Source organism: Methanothermobacter marburgensis str. Marburg (assembly GCF_000145295.1).
In the GTDB taxonomy this organism is placed as follows: Archaea; Methanobacteriota; Methanobacteria; order Methanobacteriales; family Methanothermobacteraceae; genus Methanothermobacter; species Methanothermobacter marburgensis.
Map to the genome: position 1 here is coordinate 656785 of NC_014408.1, position 25897 is coordinate 682681.

26 protein-coding genes are annotated in these 25897 nt (G+C 47.6%); 15 read left to right on the forward strand and 11 right to left on the reverse strand.

Annotated elements, in window-relative coordinates:
* The first annotated feature begins 42 nt into the window (after positions 1 to 42).
* A complete protein-coding gene (locus MTBMA_RS03560) occupies positions 43 to 783 on the forward strand; it encodes an ATP-binding protein (RefSeq protein ID WP_083772484.1) in 741 nt (246 codons plus the stop codon).
* A complete protein-coding gene (locus MTBMA_RS03565; RefSeq protein WP_013295544.1) occupies positions 777 to 1559 on the forward strand; it encodes a UbiA family prenyltransferase in 783 nt (260 codons plus the stop codon). The genes MTBMA_RS03560 and MTBMA_RS03565 overlap by 7 nt, the downstream gene beginning before the upstream one ends.
* A gap of 128 nt (positions 1560 to 1687) precedes the next feature.
* Here the strand turns inward: MTBMA_RS03565 and MTBMA_RS03570 are convergent, their stop codons facing one another.
* Positions 1688 to 2872, reverse strand: a complete 1185-nt coding sequence (locus MTBMA_RS03570; RefSeq protein ID WP_013295545.1) for an NAD(P)/FAD-dependent oxidoreductase — start codon at positions 2870 to 2872, stop codon at positions 1688 to 1690.
* Between the two features lie 5 nt (positions 2873 to 2877).
* Positions 2878 to 3039, reverse strand: coding sequence for a 4Fe-4S binding protein (locus tag MTBMA_RS03575; protein ID WP_013295546.1), 162 nt, complete (start codon positions 3037 to 3039; stop codon positions 2878 to 2880).
* Between the two features lie 289 nt (positions 3040 to 3328).
* On the opposite strand from MTBMA_RS03575, the gene MTBMA_RS03580 reads away from it, so the two are divergent.
* Positions 3329 to 3766, forward strand: a complete 438-nt coding sequence (locus MTBMA_RS03580; RefSeq protein WP_013295547.1) for a hypothetical protein — start codon at positions 3329 to 3331, stop codon at positions 3764 to 3766.
* Positions 3767 to 3806: 40 nt separating this feature from the next.
* Here MTBMA_RS03580 and MTBMA_RS03585 read toward each other — a convergent pair whose 3' ends face one another.
* Positions 3807 to 5879, reverse strand: coding sequence for a Coenzyme F420 hydrogenase/dehydrogenase, beta subunit C-terminal domain (locus MTBMA_RS03585; protein ID WP_013295548.1), 2073 nt, complete (start codon positions 5877 to 5879; stop codon positions 3807 to 3809).
* Positions 5876 to 6217 (reverse strand): PadR family transcriptional regulator, encoded by a 342-nt coding sequence (locus tag MTBMA_RS03590; RefSeq protein WP_013295549.1) that lies wholly within the window; start codon positions 6215 to 6217, stop codon positions 5876 to 5878. The genes MTBMA_RS03585 and MTBMA_RS03590 overlap by 4 nt, the downstream gene beginning before the upstream one ends.
* Positions 6218 to 6474: 257 nt before the next feature.
* Here MTBMA_RS03590 and MTBMA_RS03595 point away from each other — a divergent pair, with 257 nt between their 5' ends.
* The 3 genes from MTBMA_RS03595 (at position 6475) to nikR (ending at position 9450) form a co-directional block, all read left to right on the forward strand.
* Positions 6475 to 8130, forward strand: coding sequence for a sensor histidine kinase (locus MTBMA_RS03595; protein ID WP_013295550.1), 1656 nt, complete (start codon positions 6475 to 6477; stop codon positions 8128 to 8130).
* A gap of 82 nt (positions 8131 to 8212) precedes the next feature.
* Complete coding sequence (locus MTBMA_RS03600) at positions 8213 to 8803, forward strand: NAD(P)H-dependent oxidoreductase (protein ID WP_013295551.1); 591 nt, start codon at positions 8213 to 8215, stop codon at positions 8801 to 8803.
* Positions 8804 to 9030: 227 nt separating this feature from the next.
* Positions 9031 to 9450 carry a nickel-responsive transcriptional regulator NikR gene (gene nikR / locus MTBMA_RS03605; protein WP_048901275.1) on the forward strand — a complete coding sequence of 140 codons (420 nt, stop codon included), beginning with the start codon at positions 9031 to 9033 and terminating at the stop codon, positions 9448 to 9450.
* 523 nt (positions 9451 to 9973) lie between these two features.
* Here the strand turns inward: nikR and MTBMA_RS03610 are convergent.
* The 3 genes from MTBMA_RS03610 to MTBMA_RS03620 form a co-directional block, all read right to left on the reverse strand.
* Positions 9974 to 10501, reverse strand: coding sequence for a hypothetical protein (locus tag MTBMA_RS03610; protein WP_013295554.1), 528 nt, complete (start codon positions 10499 to 10501; stop codon positions 9974 to 9976).
* A 13-nt stretch (positions 10502 to 10514) separates the two neighbouring features.
* The gene (locus tag MTBMA_RS03615; protein WP_013295555.1) at positions 10515 to 11000 is read right to left on the reverse strand and encodes a hypothetical protein; all 486 of its coding nucleotides are present in this window, start codon (positions 10998 to 11000) and stop codon (positions 10515 to 10517) included.
* Between the two features lie 239 nt (positions 11001 to 11239).
* Entirely contained in the window at positions 11240 to 11680 is a 441-nt protein-coding gene (locus MTBMA_RS03620; protein ID WP_013295556.1) for a hypothetical protein, read from the reverse strand.
* An 85-nt stretch (positions 11681 to 11765) separates the two neighbouring features.
* Here MTBMA_RS03620 and MTBMA_RS03625 point away from each other — a divergent pair, with 85 nt between their 5' ends.
* Complete coding sequence (locus MTBMA_RS03625; RefSeq protein WP_013295557.1) at positions 11766 to 12233, forward strand: hypothetical protein; 468 nt, start codon at positions 11766 to 11768, stop codon at positions 12231 to 12233.
* A 67-nt stretch (positions 12234 to 12300) separates the two neighbouring features.
* On the opposite strand, the gene MTBMA_RS03630 is transcribed toward MTBMA_RS03625, so the two are convergent.
* Positions 12301 to 14175, reverse strand: coding sequence for a KAP family P-loop NTPase fold protein (locus MTBMA_RS03630; RefSeq protein ID WP_013295558.1), 1875 nt, complete (start codon positions 14173 to 14175; stop codon positions 12301 to 12303).
* 217 nt (positions 14176 to 14392) lie between these two features.
* Between MTBMA_RS03630 and mntA the strand changes: the two genes are divergently transcribed.
* The 4 genes from mntA to MTBMA_RS03650 all read left to right on the forward strand — a co-directional run bounded on the left by mntA (position 14393) and on the right by MTBMA_RS03650 (position 20031).
* Positions 14393 to 14821, forward strand: a complete 429-nt coding sequence (gene mntA, locus MTBMA_RS03635) for a type VII toxin-antitoxin system MntA family adenylyltransferase antitoxin (RefSeq protein ID WP_238523398.1) — start codon at positions 14393 to 14395, stop codon at positions 14819 to 14821.
* Positions 14818 to 15240: a type VII toxin-antitoxin system HepT family RNase toxin gene (gene hepT / locus MTBMA_RS03640; protein WP_013295560.1), complete on the forward strand. Its 423-nt coding sequence runs from the start codon at positions 14818 to 14820 to the stop codon at positions 15238 to 15240. The genes mntA and hepT (MTBMA_RS03640) overlap by 4 nt, the downstream gene beginning before the upstream one ends.
* Before the next feature lie 181 nt (positions 15241 to 15421).
* Positions 15422 to 17257, forward strand: coding sequence for a right-handed parallel beta-helix repeat-containing protein (locus MTBMA_RS03645; RefSeq protein ID WP_013295561.1), 1836 nt, complete (start codon positions 15422 to 15424; stop codon positions 17255 to 17257).
* A gap of 149 nt (positions 17258 to 17406) precedes the next feature.
* Positions 17407 to 20031, forward strand: coding sequence for a pseudomurein-binding repeat-containing protein (locus MTBMA_RS03650; protein ID WP_013295562.1), 2625 nt, complete (start codon positions 17407 to 17409; stop codon positions 20029 to 20031).
* Positions 20032 to 20069: 38 nt separating this feature from the next.
* Here the strand turns inward: MTBMA_RS03650 and hepT (MTBMA_RS03655) are convergent, their stop codons facing one another.
* Together hepT (MTBMA_RS03655) and MTBMA_RS03660 are read right to left on the reverse strand one after the other, a co-directional pair.
* The gene (hepT, locus tag MTBMA_RS03655; protein ID WP_013295563.1) at positions 20070 to 20501 is read right to left on the reverse strand and encodes a type VII toxin-antitoxin system HepT family RNase toxin; all 432 of its coding nucleotides are present in this window, start codon (positions 20499 to 20501) and stop codon (positions 20070 to 20072) included.
* A 5-nt stretch (positions 20502 to 20506) separates the two neighbouring features.
* Positions 20507 to 20896 carry a nucleotidyltransferase domain-containing protein gene (locus MTBMA_RS03660; RefSeq protein ID WP_013295564.1) on the reverse strand — a complete coding sequence of 130 codons (390 nt, stop codon included), beginning with the start codon at positions 20894 to 20896 and terminating at the stop codon, positions 20507 to 20509.
* Between the two features lie 9 nt (positions 20897 to 20905).
* Between MTBMA_RS03660 and MTBMA_RS03665 the strand changes: the two genes are divergently transcribed.
* Positions 20906 to 21169, forward strand: coding sequence for a hypothetical protein (locus tag MTBMA_RS03665; RefSeq protein ID WP_013295565.1), 264 nt, complete (start codon positions 20906 to 20908; stop codon positions 21167 to 21169).
* Between the two features lie 42 nt (positions 21170 to 21211).
* Positions 21212 to 21637 (forward strand): YkvA family protein, encoded by a 426-nt coding sequence (locus tag MTBMA_RS03670; protein WP_013295566.1) that lies wholly within the window; start codon positions 21212 to 21214, stop codon positions 21635 to 21637.
* Here MTBMA_RS03670 and MTBMA_RS03675 read toward each other — a convergent pair whose 3' ends face one another.
* Positions 21638 to 23722: a hypothetical protein gene (locus tag MTBMA_RS03675; protein WP_013295567.1), complete on the reverse strand. Its 2085-nt coding sequence runs from the start codon at positions 23720 to 23722 to the stop codon at positions 21638 to 21640.
* Positions 23723 to 23974: 252 nt separating this feature from the next.
* Between MTBMA_RS03675 and MTBMA_RS03680 the strand changes: the two genes are divergently transcribed.
* Positions 23975 to 24637: a hypothetical protein gene (locus MTBMA_RS03680; protein WP_013295568.1), complete on the forward strand. Its 663-nt coding sequence runs from the start codon at positions 23975 to 23977 to the stop codon at positions 24635 to 24637.
* 10 nt (positions 24638 to 24647) lie between these two features.
* Entirely contained in the window at positions 24648 to 25889 is a 1242-nt protein-coding gene (locus MTBMA_RS03685) for a BREX system ATP-binding domain-containing protein (protein ID WP_013295569.1), read from the forward strand.
* Positions 25890 to 25897: the final 8 nt, after the last annotated feature.

Consider the following 25897-nt stretch of genomic DNA (forward strand, 5'->3'; position numbering starts at 1 on the left):
ATCACCTAACAGATTATATGTTTCCTGTCATTAATTATTATTATGGACTACAAGGTGAACTCGGTATCTGATAACAGTGTCTTCGTTGAGACTGAGTCCTACAGGAGGCTCCTTGAAGCCCTTGAGGTTATCAGGGAGTCCCGCGGTAACATACTCCATGTTGTGGGCGCCCCCGGGACAGGTAAATCAGCCAACCTCTATAGGGGTATCCAGGAGGTGGGGCTTGATGTATATGAAGTGCCATGTAACCTTGAGTCAGCGGATGTGGACGCAGATTATGTGTTCAGGCACCTCTTAGATGAGATGAAGGCGGAGCTCGGTGCAGATAACAGGGGGGATCTTTACAGTAAACTTGCTGAATTTGATGCTGTGGTCTTTGCTGACAGGTTCCATGACAGCCACGATTTCTCAGAGTTCACGGGTTTCAGTCAGTGGACAGCCACGGCGGGATCTGAAACACTGAAGTTCTACCTGAAATGCATTCTGGAGTACATTAGAAACACGAGGAAATTCAGTAACATGAACATAATCTTCCAGACGGCCTGGAGGTTCTACTTCAGGGGTAAAAAGCTGGACATCTTCACCGACATACCCATCCTCTCGTCAGTGCTCTTCCACTCCCTCAGGATCCCCTTCACGGCTGTGAGGATAGATTACACCGTAACTGAAACCTTAAATATAATAAAGGCCCATTCAGGTGCTGATGAGGAAGAGATAAGGCGTTACATAGAATTATATGGATGCAGACCAAGAACCGTTCTGGAGAAGATGAGATCATGCTGAGTACACTCCTACGTTCAACGAGAATGAGCTGGTGTGCCAAGAACATCCACATGTACCTTCTGGCACTCACCTATGCCTCAGATGCAGACCCCATCAGATTCATTTCAGGACTCTTCACCGTGACGCTCCTCTGGGGGGCTCTCTATTCACTTAACGACTTCACTGACATTGAAACTGACAGGAACGACCGCATGAAGAGGGGAAGGCCCTTCATAGAGAACCATGTTGAACCCAGGGAGGTCCTGCTTTTTATAGGCGTCCTTCTCGTGGTGTCCACTGCAGCCGCATATATCATTCATCCGGTATTCTGCCTGATACTCCTTCTCATGGTCCTCAACCAGTTCATCTACACACTCCCACCCCTCAGACTGAAGGACACGCCGCTTGCACCACTTGCAAGTACCGCTACAAACACTGTTCTGAGGCTGGCATCCGCCGCTGTCCTCCTGGGGGGTATTCTCGTTGTCCCGGTCCCGGTCTATGTTTTAATGTACCTTGCAGGTATGGGCACATACCTGATGTACAAGGAGAGAAAGGCCCCGACGACCCTGGTTTCTGTTCTGTTCTGTGTCCTCCTTGCCTGGAGTTACACTGGAGGTTACATCAGTATGCTGCAGATCCTCCTTGTGATAGTTCCACCCTTCATAGCCACGGTACCGCTTTATCTATCCAACTTCACAGAGAGGGAGCGGATGGTGGAGGTGGCTGATCTGCTTTACCACAGGGTTCTTGTTGCATTCTACCTGGTATGCATAGTGGTGCTTCTGGTGGCTTAAGATGCTCTTCAGATTTTCTTTTTTCAGTGGAAAATCTTCTAAAAAATCAGATTAGATAGCTAATATTCTAGAAATAGATTAAAAAGATAGGTTTCAGTTGATGGTTATTCTGGCACTCAAATATAAAATTAGAAGAGTTTGCCCAGTTTAATGAGGGCCTTTGGTGAGACCTTTATGAGCTTCTTAACAAGTTCTGTGGTGCTCACCTTCTCAAACTCGACATCCTGGAATGCCTCTGCGATTGAATCGAGTTCACTGTCACTGAGTGTAAGCATGTAGTCCTTGACCTTGAGGTACCTGTCTATCTCCTTTCCGATCTCCTCACGGCAGAGCCTCTCGTACTCACTGAGCCTCTTTTTGCTGACATCACCCTCACTGACCGCTGCAGCAGCAACCCTTCCTGCCAGCATACCACCGGTCATACCGCTTATTATACCGCCACCTGTGAGGGGGTTCACCTGACCTGCAGCGTCCCCAACAACCATGAGGCTGTCTGCCACAAGTTCCTTTGGCATTCCACCAACCGGGTCTCCGCCGATGTTGAGTTCAACAGGCTGGGCGTTTCTTGTTGCCGGGCATGACTCAACGAATTCAACCAGGTGCTCATAGGCGCTCTTATCGGTCTCTGTTGATAGAACACCCAGGCCCACGTTGGCGATATCATCACCCTTTGGGAAGATCCAGGCGTATCCACCTGGGGCCACGCTTCCAAAGTAGAATTCGATGCAGTTATTGTCCTCCATCTCCACTCCGACCATCTCGAACTGGGCAGCTGACTCCATGTCCTTGGGCTTTGTGGCTGTGTTGAGGCCTGCCCACCTTGCAACCCTTGACTCGGGGCCGTCGGCTGCAATAACTATCCTGGCCTTTATCTCAAACTCCCTTCCCATGCATTCTGCGCTGACAAGGTACCCATCATCGGTCTTCTCCATACCGGTTGCAAGGGTCTTCACCATTATCTCTGACCCTGCCCTTGCGGCGTCCATTGCCATGTGCTTGTCAAAGACCTTCCTCTCAAGTATGTATCCCGCCTCAGGCAGTTCCACCTTATCTGAGGTCAGCCATACATCTGTGCCGTTGGGGGAGACCAGACGCACACCATCAAGTTTCTTTGTGATCCAGCGGGGGTTTGGCTCTATCCCCAGGGACTCGAGGCCCCCAACAGAGACCCCCTCTGCGCACCTCTTCGGGGCCCCTATCTCTGATTTCTTGTCAATGAGGAGTACACTTGCCCCACCCATGGCGGCGTGTTTTGCTGCTGTTGAACCGGCTGGTCCAGCGCCAATCACAAGGACATCAACTTCAGTTACCATGTCAATCACCTCTCAAGGGCCCTAACAGGGCACACCTGTATGCATATGTTGCATTCCCTACACTGGTCCTCTGAAAATTTCAGGGAATTCTCCCTGACCTCTATGAGGTTCCGTGGGCACACACCTGCACATTCCCCACAGAACATACACCATTCCTTCACCTTCATGGTTATCAACCTAAAATCAATTCTACAGATCATGAATCTTTAATCATGCGGGTGTTTATACTTTGGGGAGGAAGTATATATATATAGTTCCCAAAAACCCTGACCTGGCCGCCACATGGCCCACACCATAGTTTCTGATCTTTCAACGGCCCCCTATTTATATGTTGATGGGCTCCGGGATAAATTATAAATCATATCCCTGACAACAATTATTAAGGGAGGTTGAATATGAAGAAAATTTTATTTCTGTTTCTTGTGGCCGCAACGGTCCTTGTATCTGGTTGTGTGAGTGAGGAGCCCCAGTATAAGAGCTTCTCTGACGGAAAAACTGAACTTCACATATCCCGCATCATGGGAGACCCTTGACCCTGCAGGGGCGCAGGGGGCCTTCAAGAAGGAGGTGGGAATCTCCAAGGATGTCATAGTTTACCTTGGTAACAGTACCTCAGAGCTTGCAGTTGCAGAGGTGAGTGCAGGCGCAGGTTACTACCTGAAGGATCCTGAAACCGTCAGGAAGGAGATGGCCAGCAATGAGGGTGTTGTATCATCCAGCATAATAAAGGTCGCCGGGCGTAACGCAGCAATGGTGAAGGCCACCGATTCAACGACTCAGACGGTCTTCGTGTACCTGAAACTCAACAGGACAAGCGGCTATGCATTCATGTACAGCGGACCAAAGAATGACGCAACATTTGACTCCATACTTGAGACTGTGAAGTTAGAGTGATCCCTTGTGGGATCCCTCCTTTTTTATTCCTTCTCACTGGTTAATGTGATCTCTCCTTTATGAGCTTCCTCACCTCGCCCATGAACTTTTCTTCACCGACACGTTTCATGGTTGATGCGAGCCTCTCCCTCTGCGGCTTACTTGCATACTTGGTGTAGACACTGATAACAGCGTCTATGTATTCCAGTATCTCATCAACAGTGTCAACACGGGTCTTTATACCCTCAACCAGTTCTCTACCAGCCTTACCGCCTATGTAAAGTATGTAACCCTCTTCTCTGGCCCTCCTTGCAGTGTGCGGGCACTCCCTTATGCATTTACCGCAGCCAACGCAGAGGTCATGGTTGGTGTAGGATGTCTCGCCACGCACGCTTATGGCCTCCACCTTGCAGACCTCGAAGCACCTGCCGCAGCCGTTACAGATTTCCTCAACCGTCTCAGGGAATTCAACACCCGCGACACCCACATCGTGGATCTGGGGCCTCATGCACCTGTTTGGACAGCCACTCACCGCTATCTTGAACTTGTAGGGTGCTGGCATCTCCCTGAACCTCTCCTCTATGGCACTGCAGATTGCTGTGGTGTCTATGATCCCGCTTCCACAGTTCTCCCTACCTGGACAGGCAAGTGTGGCCCTTACAAGGGGGCCCTCTGAGCCTGTGAGGAGCCCTGCGGAGTTGAGTTCATCAGCGGCGTCCTCAACGTCAAAGCCACTCACATCATGGAGCTCATAGGATCCCCTGTTGGTGACCTTGATCCTTGCACCGTATTTTTCGGCAATCCTCACAAGTTCTTTCACCTCTTGGGGGCTGTACCAGCCTGATGGCCGGGCCCTGACCCTTATGAAGTAGGTGCCATCGGCCCTCCTGGATACCCCAGGGTAATCTGAGGTCCAGTAGAAGGAGATGTATTCACCATTCTTTCTCCTTCTCTCAAGTTCCCTCTGGAATCTTTTGAGTTTCAGGTCCCTCATCTTCTCTATTTTTGCGGTGTCTGCACCCTCCATGAGTTCAACTGCACCGGCTATTTCAGCGCCCCTCCTGGTTCTCACTATGATGGTTGAGTAGCCTTCGGGACTTCCAGCGGAGCCCACAGAGACGTCTGCAAGGTGAGCGTCAAAGTCCCTGCAGGATCTGCAGCCCTCTGAGATTCTGATGTCCATGAGGTTCAGGGTTTCCCTCCTATCACCAAGGTCAACCTCAAGCTTACCCCTCCTGATGTTGAATTTTTCAACGTCCTCCATTCTGATACCATTTTCCCTCAGCACCTTTCTGAGGTCGCCATATTCGAATTTCTCGGTGCAGAAGAGGCCTATGAGGTAACGTATCTCGGGGAGTTTCACGGGTTTGCCCTTTCTTCCAAGTTCCAGGTCATGCTTTGCAAGGTAGGGGAAGTACTGGAGTTTCCTGAGGCCGTTTATCTGGCAGGGAAGCCCAACAACTGCCACCCTTTCAATTCCGAGTTCTCCAGCTGTTCTCAGTGCTTCAAGGGTGGATATGCTGTACTTTGACCCGCTTGTTTCCTCAAGGTCCTCTGCCGTCTGCACAAGGAGTGATACAGGTTTCCAGTGTTCGTCACCCACGACTATGGCGCCGTCGATTTCACCCTTCTCAAGGAGGTGCTTTAGGAAAGAGGTCACCACGCCACCGTCCTGGCCCCTGATGGGTCCCCTTCCATGGTAGACCTTTTCCTGGAACTTCTCCCTTATGCTGATCTGATAACCGTCTGAGGAGACCCTGGGGCATACCTCGAAGCACATACCATGGCCGTTTCTGAGGCACTCCTCTCTGAGCTCCGGGCGTCCGTCGAAGGATATGATGTTGTTGGGGCATATAACGGCGCAGGTACCGCACCTTGCGCAGATTCCTGACTCCACGATCTTTCCAGGTTTCCATTTCCTCTCTGATGGGTACATCTCTGCTATTTTCTCTGGTGGGCCCATCCTCTCCAGGGCCTCGGCTATCACCTCCTCGGTGACATCGGTTTTTCTTGATGCGGCTATTGCCTCTGCACTGTCAAGTATGTGGGTTTTGAGTTCACGGGCAACCTCCTCCCTTTCCTCTGGGGCTAGTCTAAGGGTCGCCCTTTCTATGAATTCATCAAGTTTATTCATTGATATTCCTCCATTATGGTTTCAATTTCATTGAGGGCCTGATTCACTGCCCTGAAAAATTCAAGCCATTTTTTTCTGACCTTCTTACCGTAATCTGTGATTCTGTAATATTTTCTGGGTCTTGCCTCACCTGTCATCCAGCTGCTTTTGAGGATTCCCTCCCCCTCGAGTCTCCTCAGAAGGGGGTAGATGGTTCCCTCTTCGACTCTGAATCCTGATTCTTCAAGTTTTCTGACGATTTCGTATCCGTAAAGTTCCCTTTCAAGGAGACAGACCACTGCGAGCTGTATGGCCCCGCGTCTTATTTCCTTTTCGAATCTTTCACATATGCCACCCATCTCATGACCCTCATATTACACAGATATGTGTTGTGCACATTACTGTGTAGTAAACAGTATATGAGCTTTGTGTCCTCACCCTACACAGATGAATCGGATCGGGGTTCAGGGATAACTGGACACCTGTAACCGGTAAAATGACTCTTTTTGTTCATTGCCATGATGAATGCAGTCTCAGTGATTCAATAACCACAGTTTTATTGTTTTTTCAAAAAATTTTTATGTTTAACCTCCTCAGATAGGTATGAGGTGTTCAGATGGAGTTTGTCCCCTTTAAAAAGGATCTCAACATGAAAAATACTGTGTCCCATCTGATGGGGTTCTTTCTGATTCTCTTCTCATCCGTGGCACTCCTCATGATGGCTGGAGGTGGATGGTCCCCCTGGGACCTCCCCATTCTCCACATGTCTCTTGTGCTGCTTGGTGCATCGATAATTCTCGCCTGCTTCTCCCACAGAAGAACAGCACTTTCCCTATCCATAATGATAATCCCACTCCAGTTCATTCAATTTGCGGGATTTCAGGGTCTGCATACAGTTTTACCTCCACCCCTGCTGGCGGCCTATTCGGTCAGCCTGATTCTCCTTATCCGCAGACACTACCATGCCGGGCAGACACTGGCATACATCACAGGGATCATGGCCTATGCCCTGGTGATGACCCACCTCACAGGTGTGGTGGAGGTTGTTGAGGCACTCAGGGTGGACCCCACCATTTCAGCCGAACTCCTCATGGCCGCTCTGGGGTTACTGGGCCTCTATCCCCAGAGGGGAGTCACTGAGCCACTCTTCTCAGGAATGATGGGGGGATACACGGCACGGGTGCTCCTTGCAACCATGCTCACAGCCATAACGGTCACAGGAATCCTGATCCTGAGGGGCCGGGACCAGCTACCATTCCCGGCAGAGATATTCCTCCTTTCACTGACAGTGGCGCTCATCATAGTTACCATAACCTTCACAGCCTACAGGCTCAACACAGTTGACCATCAACGCCTCATGAATGAAAGGGGGCTCAGGAGGACACGCAGATTCTTCAGGGATGTGGTTGAGAACCTTGAGGAGGCCGTTGCAGTCATCGATGAAGACGGCAATCCACTGCACCTCAACAGGGCAATGAAGAAACTTGGAATTGACTGCAGGCCCATTCATGATAGGTTCATGAATGCCAGGGTACCCTCATACATCAGGAGCCTTAAAGCAGGGGACAGAAACTTCACCGGATGGTACATTCCCCTGGATGAGGGGGCAATAATCTCCCTCACCGACATAACAGACCTAATGAGGACACAGGAGGAACTCGAGCGGAACATCATGGAGAAGGATGCGCTGCTCCGGGAACTCCATCACCGGGTGAAGAATAACCTCCAGATAATCCTGAGCCTCATAAACATGCAGATAAGATCCGCCGGTGAGGATGCAAGGGAGGCTCTCATCCGGACATCAACCAGAGTCCAGACACTGGCCGCCATCCACGAATCCGTCTATGGGCTGGGGAGCCTGGCAGAGGTTAAGATGCATGAGTGCATAATGAGGATATCAGAAAACCTCAGATCAGTATTTGATGCACTGGATGTTGAATTCCACATAGACGCCCCGCATACCTTCAACGTTGAGACAGCCATGCCACTGGCCCTCATAGTAAATGAACTGATATCCAACTCCCTTCAGCATGCGTTTCCTCAGGGCAGAGGCACCGTGAAGGTTGAAATCAGCAGAATGAACTCAGAGTACTGTCTGAGGGTAATGGATGATGGTGTGGGGTTTTCAGGTGAAAAGAGGATGGGCCTCCAACTTGCACTGAACCTCGCCAGGCAGATAGAGGGGGACCTCAGGATACTCCTCAGGGAGGATGGAGGGGGTACAGAGGTCACGTTACCCTTCAGGGAGCTTCACTACAGGAGGAGACTTTAATAGGTGTGCTCTGTAACATTGATTTCTGCACGTCCTGAGGATTATAAATGTGTCCTGCAACATAACATGGCAGGGGATTCATATGCACGTCTATATTCTCTTTGCACATCCATCCAGGAAGTCCTTTTCAAGGGAGGTCCTTGAGGCATTTACAGAGGGCCTCAGTGAAGCCGGGCACACATATGAGGTGGGGGACCTCTACAGGATGAACTTCAGGTCGGAGCTGAGTCAGGAGGAGTACCTCAGGGAGATCAGCCAGGAGGCGGGGTCACCATTACCAGAGGATGTTATGGAGGAGCATGAGAGGATCGGGAGGGCCGATGCCCTTGCGTTCATCTATCCCCTCTGGTGGAGTGACTGCCCTGCGAAACTCAAGGGATGGTTTGACAGGGTCTGGACCTACGGGTACGCCTACTTCTATGAGGATGGAGAGCGGGGTACGAGGATTGATATTGAAAAGGCTGTGGTGCTCTGCTCTGCAGGCCACACAGAGGAAGACCTTGAGGGTACAGGCATTGCAGAGAGCATGCGCAGTGTCATGTTAGGTGACAGGCTGCTGGGGGTTGGTGTTAAGAATGTCACCATGGAGATCCTTGGGGGTATGGTGCCTGGGGATGACTCCTGCAGGGAGATAAACCTCATGAGGGCCCGCAGGGCAGGGAGAAACCTCTGAGGAGAATAATTCATTTTAAGGGGGTAATTTGACTGTGATTATCCTATCTTTCAAACCAGGAGGATGTTGCAGAACCTCCAGACACCTCTATAAATGCTGTTATAAGACAAGATGTAAATATAGTAATACATACATTGCATTATTATGCCATTTAATAATATTTAATTATTTATAGTTCATACACAGATTTTAGGGTGTCACAGATCAGGGGTGATACCATGACCACAATGACCAGGATAAGCATGTCTCTTCCAAGTAAACTTCTTGAGGAATTTGATGAGGTACTGAGGAACCGGGGATACCAGTCAAGGTCCAAGGGTATAAGGGACGCCATAAAGGACTACATTGTCAGGTACAGGTGGATGAATGAGATGGAGGGTGAGAGGACAGGGATAGTCTCGGTGATCTACAACCACCACACAGGGGCAATGGAGGAAATAGCCGACATACAGCACCACTACAGGGAGTACATAGACGCTGTCATGAGGGTTCACCTCACAGAAAAACATCGCCTTGAGGTCCTCGTGGTGAGGGGTGATGTTGCAGAGATACGTGAACTCACAGAGAGGATGATGGGTCTACGGGGAGTTGAACACGTGAGACTCACCAGTGTCTCAGCTGAAGAGGAGGTGGAATATGAGAGGTGAATGGTTAAGAGGTGGATAACTGCAGTTCTGAATTTGATTCTGACCCCAACCACTTATCACTTTCAGAGGACTGCAGGGATGTTCTGTTAGGGGTTCAGAGCAGTTTTTTAACTGCTTATATCTGTATCTCCCCTCTTATCGACTGTTCTATCTTCAATCCTCCGGACCTGGACTTTACAATAACTTCACCCATTCAACAGATGTTATATATATGTTCATGAAAATATTATAATCAAATAAATAATAAATGACATGAAAACGGAAAGCTACTGGAGTGTCATTTTAGGGAATTTCAATCTTTCAGAAATTTGACAGCCTCAGTACAATGAAATCAGAAGGTTTCATGAATCTCCAGTTCCCTAAAAAATTAGAAGATGGGGGTGTGTATGAATGCCTGTTCCTGAGGAGGTAAGGGATATCTCTGCATGCTGCTGTACAGTTGGAATTTTGTTCCTCATGTGCCTGGCGATATCCCTCTTTCTCACCCTGCTCCTCACATGATGGAAAGGAGCACATCAGACCATCACTCTATCTCCACCCCACATAAAGTCCCTGAGGGTGTTAATAGGTTACCCCTGGCTGTTAAACCAAAGGAGACTATATCCTCAGGGTAGTATCCATCCTCAAATGCCCAATCTGTTGTTTTAAAGTAGGCGGTTTCTCCAGGTCTCAGAGTCTTCACTGTGGATGAATTGGTGAAGACCGGAGCCATTCCAAGGGCAATGACCTCCCCATATGAGTTATAGCCCTTGACCCATACATAGTCCAGTAGGAGTGTGGCCCTGTACCTGTTCTGGACCACCCCCTCCACCACGTAGCCTCCGCTGGGATCAACCAGCACTGTATAGTTGAGCACCTCTGCCTGAACATCCCCCATGTGGAGGTTGTAGAAATAGGATGACCCATCGCTGTAACCGATGATGAACATCAGGAGCCCCCATATTATGATGAAGGATACCACTATGCTTGCCTTTGTGAAGGTCCCCCTCCTTCTCCACCAGCGCATGAAAAAGTTTCCATTATTTTCTTCTTCACGGAAATCCTCAGCCATTCAGATCACCTTTCTATGCCCATCCGTAACCGGAACATTCTGTTTTAATCCCAATGATGATATCATCGGGGTCGTGACCATCCAGTATGGGTCCCTCCCCCCTGAACTTCACCTTCTCACCTGGCCTGATTTCCCCTGAAACGGTTATGAATGCGGGGACATACAGAACCATTTCTCCACTGGAATCAAAGCCCTTCACTTCCAGGCTCGGGTTGAGCAATATGGGTTTATCATAGTTGTTCTGGATTACCCCCTGGATCTCATATAATCCATCCTGGCCCTTCTGGATTGTGTAGTTCACAACGTTCACCTGGAAGGAGTCCTTTTCGTATTCTATTGCTCCATCAAGACCCTTATCGTAACCATAGGAATAGGCGGCGGCTGACCAGATGATTACCCCAAGGACAATGATGGCTGCCCTTGTTAGTGGTCCCCTGCGGTTCCACCAGCCGGCAAACTTTCCAGTTTTCCTATCACTACCATTGGAATCCATCGACATTTAACCACCTTATAACTGAACAGTAATAGTATTGAATCATACAATTTAAATTTTTATATTTTTATTTCATCATTAAAACTTAACATGGCAAATAAAAATCTGTGATTGGAGGACGGTTATGGTCCTGGAAAGCTGACTTCCCTAAATTGAGGATAATGACTGGTGTGTCAGGAGCATTCTCATTTTTGTTTATAATTCTTAGCTGAAAAAGAGGGATCACGTTACTTGGTTTTTCTTTTTTATATTTGAGGGGCTTCTGTGGGTTCAATAATGTATGTTGCATTTAATGTTTCTATGATGTGCTTTGCAACGTCTTCAGATCCTTCACCGTATACTACAAGGAAGACAGTATTTATTTTTTGGAAAATATAGGCTCCTCCATGATCAACTTTATATTTATAGCAGGTTACTCCTCCAATTTTTTCTTCACCAACATACTCTGCGCTCTGCCCATACCATGATTTGAAACTTTCTAGATCCTCAAGGGTGGGATTGATGAAGATTCTACCATCACCCTCCCTTTCTGTTAGGCTTACGTCATCCAGTATTGGCATGGCCTCCCAGTTTTCAGGGTATTCGAATGACATATTCTCATTAGTAAATTTTTGGTATTTGGTGGCGCAACCTGCAGTGGTGATAACGAGGGATATGAGGATTATTATGAGGAGATTTCTATTCATCTGTCATCATCTCTAGGTTATATTTATAATATATACCTCTAAATATATTATATGCATATATATAATTCAAAGTTAGGAAGGGGTGATGCATATTAATGGAAAAATCGTGATTGTTGGAGTGTCTCTTATATTGTTATATTTTGCCATTGGAATTATTTTTCCAACAAAAACCTATCATGATTCAAAGGTCGGTGTTTCATTTGATATACCTCGAGATTGGGAGGTAAAAGATGACTGGGTCCGTACGCCTGATGGTAGGATGGCCTTTTCATATGAATCTGGACTCGTTTCCTCTGAACCTGGTACGTTATTCCCTGCGACTTTGGATCAGGAACTGCAAGAGACACAACAGGTTAAGGCTGAGCTTGGAGAACCTGTATTGAGTCATGGTTATACGAGTATAGATGGTAATCCTGCTGTATACACTGTAACAAGCACGAATTATCGCTATTATACGATAAAGAACGGTAAAGGTTATTATTTTGACTTTAATAGGAATATTGTGGATGATGAGGTGATAAAAAAGGTGGTTGAATCGATAAGGTTAGATTAGAGAATTGAGGATACTTACTTATCTACTCTATTTTGTTTTTAAGGGTTATCTAGTCTAAGTAGTTCAATTATTCCATTTTTAACTGTTCTAAAATTCTTTTGGCATTGTTGGCAAGTTCTTTCTGGGAGGAAAGTTTTTCTAATCTCCTTATAAGGTCTTCTCTTTCATTTTTATCTAATTTATCTACTCTAACGAAATCCTGCAGGTTGAAACGGGGCGTAGTTCTTTTGATGAATTCCACTAATAAGTGGTCGTCTTTCATCAATTCTCTTATGTAGGGGTCAACTCCATAGGGCTCTATAACGTTCCATAATTCTATGATATTCCCAAATGTATCAGGATAGAATAAACCGTGCAGGTCTGTCTGAGCTAGCCGGTGCAATTTCTCAATTAAAAGATTGATAAGTGATTCCAGTTCTTTTTCCCCCAGAACCTGTAATTTTTCCTCTCCTTGAGTTGCAAAAGTATATAGAGCTAGGTAGATACTCTGTCCATTTCTTATAGATTTCTTGATGACTTGGAGTCTCCTATCTGTTTCCATTTTTCTTAATAGTTTGAAGATTATCTCACATGAAAGAGAACAACATCCATAGAAATCAGGATGGTTAAACTCTATATCTAAAAGGGTGGCTAGTACGTTTACTATATTTTCAGGGGGGATCTCATCAACATGAATATTTAAAAATTTCAGGTAGAGGAAATTATCCTTAGAAATGATCTTTTTAAGGGCCTTAGAATCCTCTGTGGCTTTAATTAATTGTCTGATTTGATCTGACGATAAATTTAGACTTTCATTTATGGAAAGTTTGAAGTATGTATCAAAATTTTCTACGGTACAAATACGCTTTTCTTTTCTAAGTTCATCGTAAGGCCAAGTAATGTTATTTAGAAGAGGAAATAATGATTTCAGTATATTTTTTGCGTTGTTATCCGCCTTTTTATAGATTTCCTTCATCTTTTTAGTAGCTTTTTCATAGAGAGGGTTAAGAGTACCTAGTGATGGATAACTTGTAAAGGACTCTCTATTTTCATATATTTCCTTGTATAGTTTAGGTTCGAATAATTCGAGGATCGTTATATTGGCCAGGTCCTCTTTGTTTGTTTCTTCTCCAATGGCGTTGAATTTGAATTTTAGAAGATTCATGTACTTTTTAACATTCCTCATATTTTTAAGGTAGGGTAATGTATCCTCAATATTGATGTCCTCTTTAAATAGCTCCTTTAATTCTGATTCTAATATCTCCCTTATCTCTTTGGAACCTAATGGTGGTATTTCAAAGGGAACGTGAATTATTTTTTCAAGATATTCCTCGCCGTCACCTTCTTGAACCTTTTCAAGGGCTTTTACAACTGTTTTTTTATCAAATGAACTTATGTATACTGTGTTTGGTAGATCAACAATTTTAATCATCTGGAAAATTTGACGTATTTCTTCTGCTGTTAATCTATCAATATCATCTATGACTATAACTAGTTTTATGTTGGCATTTTCTACCGATTTGTCAAGGTCATCTTTGATTTTTTCTAGATTTTCTGGAGAAGATTTAGAAGATTTTATGTTATATTTAATATTAAGGCCTAATTGAACGCCTATTTGATCTGGAACTAATTTACTAAGATATTTATCTAATTTTTCTTTGATTTCATTGCCAAGATTATTTCTTAATTCTTCAAAAAAATTTAAAAGAAGAGCTTCTTGTCCTGAGAACAACCAGGGGTTAAATTTGATTATTTTCAGGTTGGTTTTATTGCTTTCTTCTAAGTGTTCTGTAATCATGTTGATGATGGATGTCTTGCCAGATCCCCATTCTCCAATAATGCCTAAAACAAGACATGAACTATCTTCATAGGCCAGTATTGAATCTGAAACATATTTTGCAAATTCCCGACGTCCTAGTTTATCTTCGGCACTTGTTTTTATGGGTTCATCTGCATGAAACATGATTACACCATTTAAGTGAATATATAATTATTCATTCAAACACTCAAAATCTTTTACCGCGCGTGGGGTTCTATCATTTAGAGTCAAAAAGAAAATTTTAAATAAAATTTCCTCAAATCCAAGTGTTTATTCTGACCTGCGTAATAGTTCTCTATTACGAAGTTAATCCCTGGCCGGCACCTTATATATGATGTGATTCAGAATTATCAGTGGAACCATGATGGGCATTGACGACCAGAAAATTGAAAAACTTGTGGAACTTCTGGAAAAAAGGGATGAGGTCAGCATTGCATACCTCTTTGGCTCCACTGCAAGGGGGGATAAGGGACCCCTCGGGGACTTTGACATCGGTGTTCTCCTGAAGGAACCCCTGAAGGGATACGATGACCTCAATTTTCAGCTGGAACTCATAGATGAACTTGTATCCGCACTCCGAACAGACAGGGTGGACCTTGTCATAATGAACCGGGCGCCGCTTTCCCTGAGTTACAGCATAATCAGGGATGGAATAGTCCTGAAGGACAGTGAGGAAGAGAGGGTGAGGTTCGAGGGACGTATCATGTCAGAGTACCTTGATAGAAGGTACCATAACGACAGGCACATCAGACTGGCGCTCAGGATGATGGCACGTGAGGGTTTGAAGTGAAGGATGAGGTACTATCAAAACTCGAGAAACTCCAGGAGTACCTGAGGATACTCAGGAATTACAGATCACATTCACTTGAGGACCTTAAAAAGGACGTCACCCTCAGGGGGGCAGTTGAAAGGTACCTTGAGGTTTCCATAGAGTGCTGTCTGGATATTGGTGAGATGATCATATCATGGGAGAGGGCGAGAAAACCTGAGACATACAGGGAAGTCATAGAGATACTTGGAGAAATAGGGGTTCTTCCAGGGGATTTTGCAGATAAATTTGCACCAGCAGCTGGTTTCAGGAACATACTGGTTCATATGTATGCGGAAATAGATGTTGAGAGGGTTTATCTCTACCTTCAACGGGACCTGGAGGATATAGAGAAGTTTGCTGTATTTGTTGCCAGGTATCTGGAGGAACTGGCTGATTAAGATACCCTTATTCGTTATTCCGAGGATCAGTTAACCTTCTCTTCAAAATTATTTGGCCACATTATATTATCTATTTCCATCATTTAAAACTTTCAGCTTGTTTTTTTGAAAAAACCTTTAACCAGATCAAACCATATTATATATATGCACATTTAATGTGCAGATAGCAGGAGACAGGTAAATGATAAAACATCTGTATGTAATAGCTGCCATTGCAGCGCTCCTCATTTTATCAGGAACCGCCTCTGCAGCTGACATCTATGTCAACCCCACAGGGGGGTCCGATGATAATGATGGGCTCTCATGGGCGGCTGCCAAGGCAACCATTGGAAACGCGACCCTCTCCGCGGCCTCAGGTGACAGGATCTGGCTCGCGGATGGTGAATACAGGGGTGTGCGGAACAGGAACGTAGTGATAGACAGGAACCTCACCATCACCGGCCAGTCAACCACCGGTACAGTGATTGACTGCGAATACCTGGGCAGGGCCTTCAGCGTCCAGCAGGGTGTCAGTTTCACCCTCAGAAACCTCACAGTGAAGAGGGGAAACGAAAACCATGGTGGAGCCATCCTGAACCAGGGTAACCTAACTGTCGAGGGATGCAGGTTCCTTGAGAACATGGGATACAGGGGTGGGGCAATTTACAGCCTCGGTAACATCCATATTACCTCAGCAACATTCCATGATAACAGTGCTTCTGAGACTGGCGGTGCTCTTCATGTGGCTGGATATCAGCCCTCAGATTCTGCAGTGGTCATAGACTCATCATTCACATCAAACGACGCAAAGTATGGTGGGGCAGTTGCAACAGATTACACCCGTCCCATAAATGTTCTACTGAGGGGAAGCACGTTCTCAGGCAACACAGCATGGTACGGCGGCGGATTTCTTGCAGACAATGCCAATGCAACCGTTGAGGGATGCACCTTTGAGGAGAACGTGGCATCAGCACACGGCGGCGCAATCAGGAACAACTACGGCAACCTCACAGTTAGAAGAAGCACATTCACAGATAACAGTGCTGGCTTTGCAGGTGGAGGTATAAGCAATGTCCGGGCTGCCCTGGCAAATATCACAGAGTCCACGTTCACAGGTAACCTTGCAGAGACCTGGAGTCAGGGATCAGCGGTACTCAGCTACTTTACCATTGCGCTGGTCAACTTCTGCCGCATCCTGAACAACCCCGGCGCCGATGTATTCTGTGAGGACGGCCCACAGGTGGATGCCAGATTCAACTGGTGGGGGTCCAACACACCGGACTTCACTGAACTCACAGCAGGTGACGTTGCTGCAACGCCATGGATCGTCCTCACACTGGTTGCAAATCCATCAACCGTTACCGTGGGGGGCACCTCCCTCATAAGGGCGGACCTTCTCCATGACAGTGCAGGCACACTGCATGCAACAAGTGTACCATACACGGGGGTTGTGGGCTTCGAAACAACCTATGGTACAATCACCGATGCTCTGATGAGCGGTGGGGTTGCATCCTCAACCGTCAGGAACCTCAATGCACCGGGGGTTGCAGTGGTGTCCGCGGTTCTGGATAACCAGGTGGTTAACACCCAGGTAACTGTTAGGCCAGCTCCACCAGCGGGCATAACCATCAACCAGCTTGTCGCAGCAGCCGTGAACGTCAGGAACCACTACCTGCGCTACCGTAAACTGCCAGCCTCTGTCACAATTGCATCAAAGAGGTACTCCATGGCCCAGTTCCTGGATTTACTTGCACGTGCAACTGTGCAGCTCAACTCAGGAAACCAGAACCCGTTAAGACCACGTGCTGTTGGTTACGCCGGTAGCACTGGCATCTGGAGGTCAGGTAAACTCTCAAGGCCAGCCTACGTGTCAGTGGCAGTCAGTATCAGGAACTTCATAAACAGCCAGGGAAGGGCACCCAGGTATGCCTCAACGGTCTATGGCAGGGTGAGCTTTGCGGGCCTCGTGTACAGATACAGTGAGGTACTGAGGTTCTACGGTAACAGGGGGAGGCTTCCAAACTACCTGATAATCTAAAACCCAACCCCTTATTTTTTTACTTTTTTTGAATCTCCGTAGAGTTCTAACCTTATTTTCGGTATCACTTAAACATGAACTCCTATTTCATGGGAGTTCAGTGAAAATTTTTTATCCTATAATCATTATATATACTCAAGGGGGTTTACATGATAAAGATAATTACATGGCTCTTTCTGTTTCTTGTGGGGATAATGCTTATCCCGGGATGTGTCAGTGCAGCCGATATCTATGTCAACGCCACGGGGGGGTCCGATGATAATGATGGATTCTCATGGGCGGCTGCCAAGGCAACCATTGGAAACGCGACCCTCTCTGCGGCTTCAGGTGACAGGATCTGGCTTGCGGATGGTGAATACAGGGGTGTTGGTAACAGGGACGTGCTGATAGACAGGAACCTCACCATCACCGGACAGTCAACCACCGGTACGGTGATTGACTGTGAAGCAATGGGCAGGGCCTTCAATGTGTCCTCGGGGGCGGTCCTGGTCCTCAGGAACCTCACGCTGAGAAATGGCAGTGCACCTGAGGGTGGGGCGGTGATGAACCACGGTGAACTCCAGGTGGAGAACTGCATCCTCACCTGCAACACCGCAGCCGGGGGTGGCGCCATCTACAGTGACGGTACAGTGAAACTGACTGAAAGCCACCTCATGGAGAACAGCGCAGAGGATGGTGGTGCAGTATACAGTAAGGGGGTCCTTGAGGTTACAGAATCAACCTTCAACGGGAATGAGGCCTCAGGGTGCGGGGGGTCCATATACAGCGCCCCATACTCATCCCTTAACATCAGGGACTCATCATTTGCACTTGGCCATGCAGGGACTGGTGGCGCGATTTACACTGGAGGAGATACAACCATATGCGACTCCACCATTGCAATGAACACCGCAGACAGCCATGGTGGCGGGTTATATGTGTGGGCAGCAGACGGTACGGAAATCACGGTTACTGTGACCAACTCCATGTTTCTCTACAACAATGCAAGCTATGGTGGGGGAATCTCAGGATTCAGAAACCCTGACGATTCATCACTGAATTTACAGGTTTCAGACTCACTCTTCAGGTCAAACCTTGCAGATTACGGTGCCGGTATCCATGCAGAAAATGTTAACACCACAGTATCAGGGTGCACATTTGAGGAGAACGTGGCATCAGCACACGGCGGAGGAATCAGGAACAACTACGGCAACCTCACCGTTAGCAGAAGCACATTCACAGATAACAGGGCAGCATACGCTGGTGGCGGTGTAAGTTCTTTCCTCGCGGTGCTTGCAAATATCACAGAGTCCACGTTCACAGGTAACACTGCAGAGTCATGGGGGCAGGGATCAGCGGTCCTCAGCTACTTCACCATTGCACTGGTCAACTTCTGCCGCATCCTGAACAACCCTGGCGCCGATGTGTTCTGTGAGGACGGCCCGCAGGTGGATGCCAGGTTCAACTGGTGGGGCTGTAACACACCGGACTTCACTGAACTCACAGCAGGTGATGTTGCTGCAGCACCATGGATGGTCCTCACATTAACCGCAAATCCAGCGGCTGTTGCTGCAGGGGGCACCTCAGTCATAACAGCCGACCTGAGGCATGACAGTGCCGGGGGATACCATGACACATTCTTCGTCCCCTACACAGGTAATGTGGACTTCTCGGCCACCGCAGGGAGCATCGATGATGCTGTGATGTCCCATGGAACTGCATCCTCAACACTCACAGGTCTGGCAGCACCGGGTACAGTGACAGTGACCGGGGCCCTTGACGCTGAAAGCGCCTCAGTGGATGTGAATGTCCTCAAGGTTCCATCATCCATCACAGTGGAAGACACTGAAACTGTTGAGGGCGACGCATTCAATTTAAGGGCACGTTTAATGGCACAGAACCCCATCCCAGGTAAGGTCATCATTTTCAGAATAAATGGAGTTCACATGGGAGGTTCAACCACCGGTTCAGATGGATGGGCAACCCTCAACCTTCCAGGTATATTCCCGCCGGGTATCTACAATGTGACTGCAGAGTTCCAGGGTGATGAACTCCTCAATAACAGTTCATGCCGGGCAGACCTCAGGATCCTCAGGAAGGCGGCATTTGAACTCTCAAACCTCACCGTAGTTCCACTCTCAGGGGCAGCCCCCCTCAGGATCAGTGTCTCTGCCAGGGTCAGGAATACCGGTGAGGCCCCGGGCGAGTACCGTGCAGAGCTCCTTGTGAATTCGGTGCCTGTCGCATCAATGGTGATTTCACTTGCCGCTGGCGAATCAGGGGATTTGAGGTTCAACCACACCATCACCAGGGATGGTGTGTACCTGGTGACAGTGGGGGGCCTTCCTGCAAGGACGGTTACGGTTAAATCCCAGGGTTTAACTGTTAAACAGATTGCAGCTGCCGCTCTGAGTGTGAGGAACCACTATGCACGCTACCGTAAACTGCCAGCATCTGTAACAGTGGCCGGTAAGGCTTACAGCATGGCCCAGTTCCTGGATTTACTTACACGCGCCACGGCACAGCTCAACTCAGGAAACCAGAATCCACTGAAACCACGCGCTGTTGGTTACCTTGGTAGCACAGGCACATGGAGGTCAGGTAAACTCTCAAGGTCAGCCTACGTGTCAGTGGCAGTCAGTATCAGGAACTTCATAAACAGCCAGGGAAGGGCACCCAGGTATGCCTCAACATCCTACGGACAGGTGAGCTTTGTTGGCCTTGTGTACGTATACAGCAGGGTACTGGCGTTCTACGGTGCAAATGGCAGGTTACCGGGTGATATAACAATTTAAAACCCTTTATTTATTTTTTGTCTTCAATGATAACCTCTTCATTTATTCTCAAGGGTCTCAAGGGTTTTCCTGATCTTTTCGGTGAATTCATGAAAATCCCTGAGGTGTTCCCTGAGGATCCTGAATGTTATACGGTCATCTATCTTACCATACCTGTGGACCACGATGTTTCTGAATCCCCTCATTGCCTTTACTTTCCTGAAGGTTTCCTCGTCTATTATTCCGGCTCCCAGAAGGTTCTCAAGCACATCACCATCTGATCCAGGGACACCGAGTTTCAGGTCGGAGTTGAGGATGGAACATATGTCAAAGACATTTTCAACAGCAAACTCAAGCCTCCTGTACATCCCATCCCTTACAAGGCCAAGACCCCGGAACTCCTCAAAGGTTTCAGGAAGGTTATCATCTATAAGATTTACGCTTTCCTCAATCTCACTTATCTTCGTGAGTATGATGGACTTTCTTATCATGATATTCACCTCATGGGGGCCATGCCGATGTAATCATAGAAGCGGTGTTTGAAGTCATCGAATTCCTTCACTGTCTCCCATGCAATGTCATGGAGGAATCTTTCACTGTCACAGTATATGACCTCACCCCTGAGTACCTGGACCCTCACATAGAGTGGGAGCTGCTGGAATATCTGGACATCGAATATTTCATCCACCTCACAGAGGACCCTCAGCCTGAAATCCGCTGCCTCATCAGGGGTTCCATCATAGTACACTGCAAGGTCTATATCAGACCACCCCTCCCCCCTGAGGGCTGAACCATAGAGTATTATGAACCTGACCCTCTCAGCGTCCTTGAAACTCCTTATCACACTGAGGAGCTCATCAATGCGGGTTCTGATAGATTCTTCCATGTGGTTACTATGATCATCATATATCTTAAATTGCTGGTCATGTACTTTCACAGCCAGATAATGATGCTGCTGATTGAAATGATCAGATCCATGTTCAGAGGGCCAGTGAGGCAAAGTGGGAACTCAAATCTACAATCCCTGAATATCGGTGAGGCTGTCGTGGCTGGACTCATGGTACCGGTCCCTGCTATGGTGAAGATAGGTGAATTCAAAAGGCAGGTTGTCTGGTGGAGACCCGGACGTGGAGTCCATCTGGCGTGGGATGAAGGGTAAAGGATAAGTATCATCAGGGTCAAGAGAATTACAGTGGTTTCCATGACAGAGGCAGATTTTAAGGATTTCTATGATGTGCTGGTTGAGAACCTTGAGTCCTTCAACGGGGAATATGCATCCTTCATAGACCATGGCCCGAAACTCTTCAAGCTCCTCGCGGACTTTCTGGGCTATGAGCACCTCAAGAGCCAGCTCAAACTCAAAATAAGCGCGGCAATAGCCTACTATGTTGTACCCATGGATGTCATCCCCGAGACGGTCTACGGTGCCTACGGGTACATTGACGACATATTCATAACAGCCTACGTCATAAGGATCCTGGCGGACGTCTATGGCTACGAGTTCCTCTCAGAGTACTGGGAGGGAGAGGAAGACCTTGAGGAGGTTGTTGAACTCTGCTATGAGAGGTCAAAGGAGGTCCTCAGGGAGAAGACAACCGATGTGCTGGAATATGTGGGTTTGATCTGATCAGCTGTTTTTCCGGACTCTGTTCTCCCAGTTCATGGCCTCAAGAACCCCAAGGATGTCATCAAGTGATTCCTTCTCCACAGTCAGTTCAATGAGTAGTTCAAAGCACTCATCATTCCTCAGGATCATGCACTTCTTCATTGATGGTAGGAGGTCCCCCAGTTCATTCATGGTATCCATGAGACCGTTACCACTCACAAGTCCGTTCATCATGAGGTTGAGGCTTTCACCGGTGGGGTTTATGTAGATTATCTCCTTTCTGTGGGCAGTGTCCTCTGAGGGGACAGGTTCTGCTGTTATTTCTTGTTCTATTCCTGTAACCGGGGTTTCTTCTGGCTTCACAGTCAGTGTGTCCAGGGTTTCTTCAGCATCTGATCCATGGTACTGGAGGTAGATCTCCTCAATTTCAGGGTTGTGTTTAAGAAGGAATCCTTCGGGGCCCTCCTCAATGAGGTCATGCTCCTGGAGGGTCCAGATCCCGGCATCCAGGGTCCCGGGTTCATCAAAGTGTTCAGCCAGTTCCTCCCTTCTGAAGGGCCCTTCACCCACGACCTCCCTGATGTTCCTGAATATGTCCCAAGCCAGTATCCGGTCATAGCATTCCCGGCACTCATCCCGTTTTCCGTCGATTGTACTGTAGAAGCTGGATTTCTTGAGTTTCCTGCCGCAGATGGGGCAGGTTCTGATCATGTCTGATTCTGTAACAAGTTCCCCTTCACCATAGGCTTCATGGAAGGCTCTGAGTTCCTCGTCCGGTTTAAGGGTGTAGGTTTCGAAGGCCGGGTTGCTCTCGATGAGGTCAAAGTCCTGCAGCAGCCAGATATGGCCAGTGATGATAAACCTCTCATCCTCATTTTCTATGATGTCGTCAACAGCAAATTCAACCCCTGGTTCAACAAGCTTTCTTATCTCAGCGAGGGCATCTGCAGCGCAGCGCCTCCTTGAGCATTCCCTGCACATGGGGGAGGTTCCATCGGATGAATTGAATTCTGTGGCGGGTTTCACCTCCCTGCACACTGAGCACTCCAGTTCACCCTCCTCAGAGGAGGCGGTGCTTTCGGTGCGGGATGGCTCCTCAAGTTCTGATCTGAGCCCTTTAAGCTCCACATTCTCTATGATGAACTTCTGGACCTCCCCTTCGGGTTTTAACCTGCAGGTACCTGATTCCCCGTCCTGCTCAAGGAGGTTGAACTCTTCGAGTATCCAGATCATGGCTGTGAATTCTGTTCTCTCCACGTCATCCATCCCGGCTGTGTAAACGTCAACTTTAATCTCATCACCGGCTTCAAAAATTGTGAGGATTCTTTCAAGGGATTCAAGGGCATAGAGTCTCCTTGAACATTCCCTGCAGATCCCCTGGGACATCTCAGTTTCGGTTTCAAGCTCTTTCTGGCAGCCAGAACAGAGTTCAAGGCCACTGACGGGTACTTTAGGTAATAAATCTTTTCGCTGATGGGATTCTGCCGCTGGAGCTTCTTTAGCTATTGTCTGATCCGTTTCCTCTGCTTTGGTGTGGTGCACGGGTTCATTCTCCAGTATCGCCCCTGTTTTCAGGGCGTTCGGGTCACCATCAGGTCCGGCTTCCTGGGTCCGGAGGTCATCATTCAGTTTTTCAGGGTGAGGTTCATCCCCGGGTGAATCATAAGGTTCATTCATGAATTCTTCAGGTCTTACTGCGGCCCTGAGAAGTGATTCGGCTGCAGATTTGAAGCCCAGGTTGAGTTCCATGAAGTCATCGCATTTTTCAGATAACACGTAAAGGGTTCTGAAGCTATTGAGTCCCTGATTCTTTATGAACCCGTTCCCTCCACCGCTGACATGCTTCTTTATGAAGCCCTCCCTTAGGAGAATCCAGAAGAGCAGGGAGCCGAGTTCCTCCTCATCCTTAAAGTCATCGAAGTTGAAGGGTTCCATTCCCTGAAGTGTTTCAATGGCCTTTAAAATTCGATATTTATCGTAGCATTCCCTGCAGACGCCCAGGTTCTCAGCGCCGCAGTTTTCACAGGATGAAGAAGATGATTTACTGCCGCAGGATAGGCATAAAAGTTTATCTGATTCTCTACAGCAGAGGACGCAGTTATTCATATGGCATACTCCCCTCAATACAGTATAATTTAATGTTTTTACAGCTACTTAAATCATTAACATTTACAGGGTTATAAAAAAATTTATCTATCAATTTTTAGAAACATTTAAATGACTTTAATGCCATAAAAAGGGGGTTTTTACATAATAAAACAGAAAAGGCTGGTCCCCAGGGGTAAGTCCAGATACTGGCTTCACAGAATAGATGATGATGTCCTTGAAGATATATCAAAGAACCTCGTGATTGGCTCCATGAGGAAGAGGGGTAAACTTATAAATGAAATCCGATCAGGTGACAGGATATTCCTCTTCAAGCCCATCCCCCTCAATGGCCGGAGGACACTCTCATTTGTTGCATACACCATGGTTGAAAGTGTGTACAGTGACCCTGAAACCCTCTATGATTACTATGAATCCCCCCGGAAGCTGAAGCTCAAGGGTATAAAGTTCTTCAACCCACCCATACCATTAGTTAAATTCAAGGATAAACTTGTTTCCTTTGATTCTAAAAAATGGTCATCAGCAACGAAATCTGAGTACAGAAAGATAGATGAGGCTGACTTCAGGACCATAAGGTCCAGGGCAAAGTTCATAGAGAAATTCCCCGCCTACCTTGAGGAGGTATCCTTCAGCATGGATGAATTCATTCTGAACTCCATCATGGGCCTCCACAGCATGCTCAGAAAGGCCGATGGCCGGAAGCAGATGGAGATAAAATCCTTCATAAAACTCCTTGATGAATTCATCCAGTCCTACGGGATTAACAAATCATATGATGAACTCGAGGAATTCTACTCAATCAACGCCTGGAGGACCGGTATAAAACACTACCCTTCACGGGATCCTGAGAGGATAGTAACACTCTACAACAGCAGAGGGGCTGGAAGAGACTTTGGATTGATATCCCTGGAATAGGAGGCTTAATATGAATGCAGAGAGTATCATAAATGCCCTTAAAAATGGTAACGTCCCCCCGGAGGGGGTGGGAGAGATATGCGTTGGGCGTGAGAGGGAACTGGAGGAGTTCGACAAGATATTCGGTAAGGTTAAGGATGGGGCCGCGGTAACAAGGTTCCTCAACGGTGAATTCGGGTCGGGAAAGTCCTTCTTCCTGAAACTCCTGGAGGAAAGGGCCCTTGCAGATAACTTCGTCGTCGCCAAGGTGACACTCAGCAGGGACGTCCCCTTCAACAAGTTCGAGGTCGTCTACAGGAGCATCGTTGCCTCGCTCCGCTGCAAGACAGGCACATCCCTTGAGCACATAATTGAAAAGTGGACCACACAGCTCCGCATGATGGCCCTAAGGGAAACCACGGACCCCTACCAGCAGGAGAGGATAGTGATAGACAACATAAACAATGACCTCAAGGAGGTCCGTAAACACGCCACAACCTTCGCTGCTGCAATAGAGAACTACTACAAGCTCTCTGCACGGGGTGACCAGGAGACAGCAAAGTATGCAATGGCCTGGCTCAGCGGTGAGAAGAACATACCATTCACCATAAAGAGGCAGTTCGGTGTCAAGGGTGACATTGACCGGGAAAACGCCTTCAAGTACCTTGAGGCCCTCTCCTCATTCCTCAGGGCACTCAACTATTCAGGGCTCATAATACTCATAGACGAGGCAGAGCACATAATGACCCTCCACACAAAGAAGCTGAGGGACACAGCCTACGACTACATGAGGTTCATATACGATGAGTGCAGCCTCGGCAGATTCCACAACACCCTCTTCATATTCGCAGGGACCCCCGAGTTCTTTGAGGACCCCAAGATGGGCGTGCCCTCCTACACAGCACTGAATGAGAGGATAGAGGACGTCCTCAACACGGAATTCAAGGACCTCAGGAAACCCATAATAAGGCTTGACGGCTTCAAGAAGGACAACCTCATGGAGCTGTCAGATCGCCTCATAGGTATGCACGAGGAGGTCTATGAATGGGAGGCAAAACCTGTCAGGGAGTCCCTTGATGGTATAATAGCAAGGCATGAGGCCAACGCGGAACTCACAGGTTACATTTCACCGAGAAACTTTGTTAAATCATTCATAAGTGTCCTTGATGTTGTCCAGCAGAACCCTGAACTCCGAAGCGAGGAGGAGATCCTTGACCTCTTCGAGGAGAAGGAGATGGAGTTTGAGGAGTTCGAGGACGAGGACTGGGTTTAGTCAGGGTG

Coding starts and splice junctions, on each gene's coding strand:
- MTBMA_RS03560 (WP_083772484.1), top strand. CDS start 43: ATGGACTACAAGGTGAACTCGGTATCTGATAACAGTGTCTTCGTTGAG.
- MTBMA_RS03565 (WP_013295544.1), top strand. CDS start 777: ATGCTGAGTACACTCCTACGTTCAACGAGAATGAGCTGGTGTGCCAAG.
- MTBMA_RS03570 (WP_013295545.1), bottom strand. CDS start 2,872: ATGGTAACTGAAGTTGATGTCCTTGTGATTGGCGCTGGACCAGCCGGT.
- MTBMA_RS03575 (WP_013295546.1), bottom strand. CDS start 3,039: ATGAAGGTGAAGGAATGGTGTATGTTCTGTGGGGAATGTGCAGGTGTG.
- MTBMA_RS03585 (WP_013295548.1), bottom strand. CDS start 5,879: ATGAATAAACTTGATGAATTCATAGAAAGGGCGACCCTTAGACTAGCC.
- MTBMA_RS03590 (WP_013295549.1), bottom strand. CDS start 6,217: ATGGGTGGCATATGTGAAAGATTCGAAAAGGAAATAAGACGCGGGGCC.
- MTBMA_RS03595 (WP_013295550.1), top strand. CDS start 6,475: ATGGAGTTTGTCCCCTTTAAAAAGGATCTCAACATGAAAAATACTGTG.
- MTBMA_RS03600 (WP_013295551.1), top strand. CDS start 8,213: ATGCACGTCTATATTCTCTTTGCACATCCATCCAGGAAGTCCTTTTCA.
- nikR (WP_048901275.1), top strand. CDS start 9,031: ATGACCAGGATAAGCATGTCTCTTCCAAGTAAACTTCTTGAGGAATTT.
- MTBMA_RS03610 (WP_013295554.1), bottom strand. CDS start 10,501: ATGGCTGAGGATTTCCGTGAAGAAGAAAATAATGGAAACTTTTTCATG.
- MTBMA_RS03615 (WP_013295555.1), bottom strand. CDS start 11,000: ATGTCGATGGATTCCAATGGTAGTGATAGGAAAACTGGAAAGTTTGCC.
- MTBMA_RS03620 (WP_013295556.1), bottom strand. CDS start 11,680: ATGAATAGAAATCTCCTCATAATAATCCTCATATCCCTCGTTATCACC.
- MTBMA_RS03625 (WP_013295557.1), top strand. CDS start 11,766: ATGCATATTAATGGAAAAATCGTGATTGTTGGAGTGTCTCTTATATTG.
- MTBMA_RS03630 (WP_013295558.1), bottom strand. CDS start 14,175: ATGTTTCATGCAGATGAACCCATAAAAACAAGTGCCGAAGATAAACTA.
- mntA (WP_238523398.1), top strand. CDS start 14,393: ATGATGGGCATTGACGACCAGAAAATTGAAAAACTTGTGGAACTTCTG.
- MTBMA_RS03645 (WP_013295561.1), top strand. CDS start 15,422: ATGATAAAACATCTGTATGTAATAGCTGCCATTGCAGCGCTCCTCATT.
- MTBMA_RS03650 (WP_013295562.1), top strand. CDS start 17,407: ATGATAAAGATAATTACATGGCTCTTTCTGTTTCTTGTGGGGATAATG.
- hepT (WP_013295563.1), bottom strand. CDS start 20,501: ATGATAAGAAAGTCCATCATACTCACGAAGATAAGTGAGATTGAGGAA.
- MTBMA_RS03660 (WP_013295564.1), bottom strand. CDS start 20,896: ATGGAAGAATCTATCAGAACCCGCATTGATGAGCTCCTCAGTGTGATA.
- MTBMA_RS03665 (WP_013295565.1), top strand. CDS start 20,906: ATGATCATCATATATCTTAAATTGCTGGTCATGTACTTTCACAGCCAG.
- MTBMA_RS03670 (WP_013295566.1), top strand. CDS start 21,212: ATGACAGAGGCAGATTTTAAGGATTTCTATGATGTGCTGGTTGAGAAC.
- MTBMA_RS03675 (WP_013295567.1), bottom strand. CDS start 23,722: ATGAATAACTGCGTCCTCTGCTGTAGAGAATCAGATAAACTTTTATGC.
- MTBMA_RS03680 (WP_013295568.1), top strand. CDS start 23,975: ATGAGGAAGAGGGGTAAACTTATAAATGAAATCCGATCAGGTGACAGG.
- MTBMA_RS03685 (WP_013295569.1), top strand. CDS start 24,648: ATGAATGCAGAGAGTATCATAAATGCCCTTAAAAATGGTAACGTCCCC.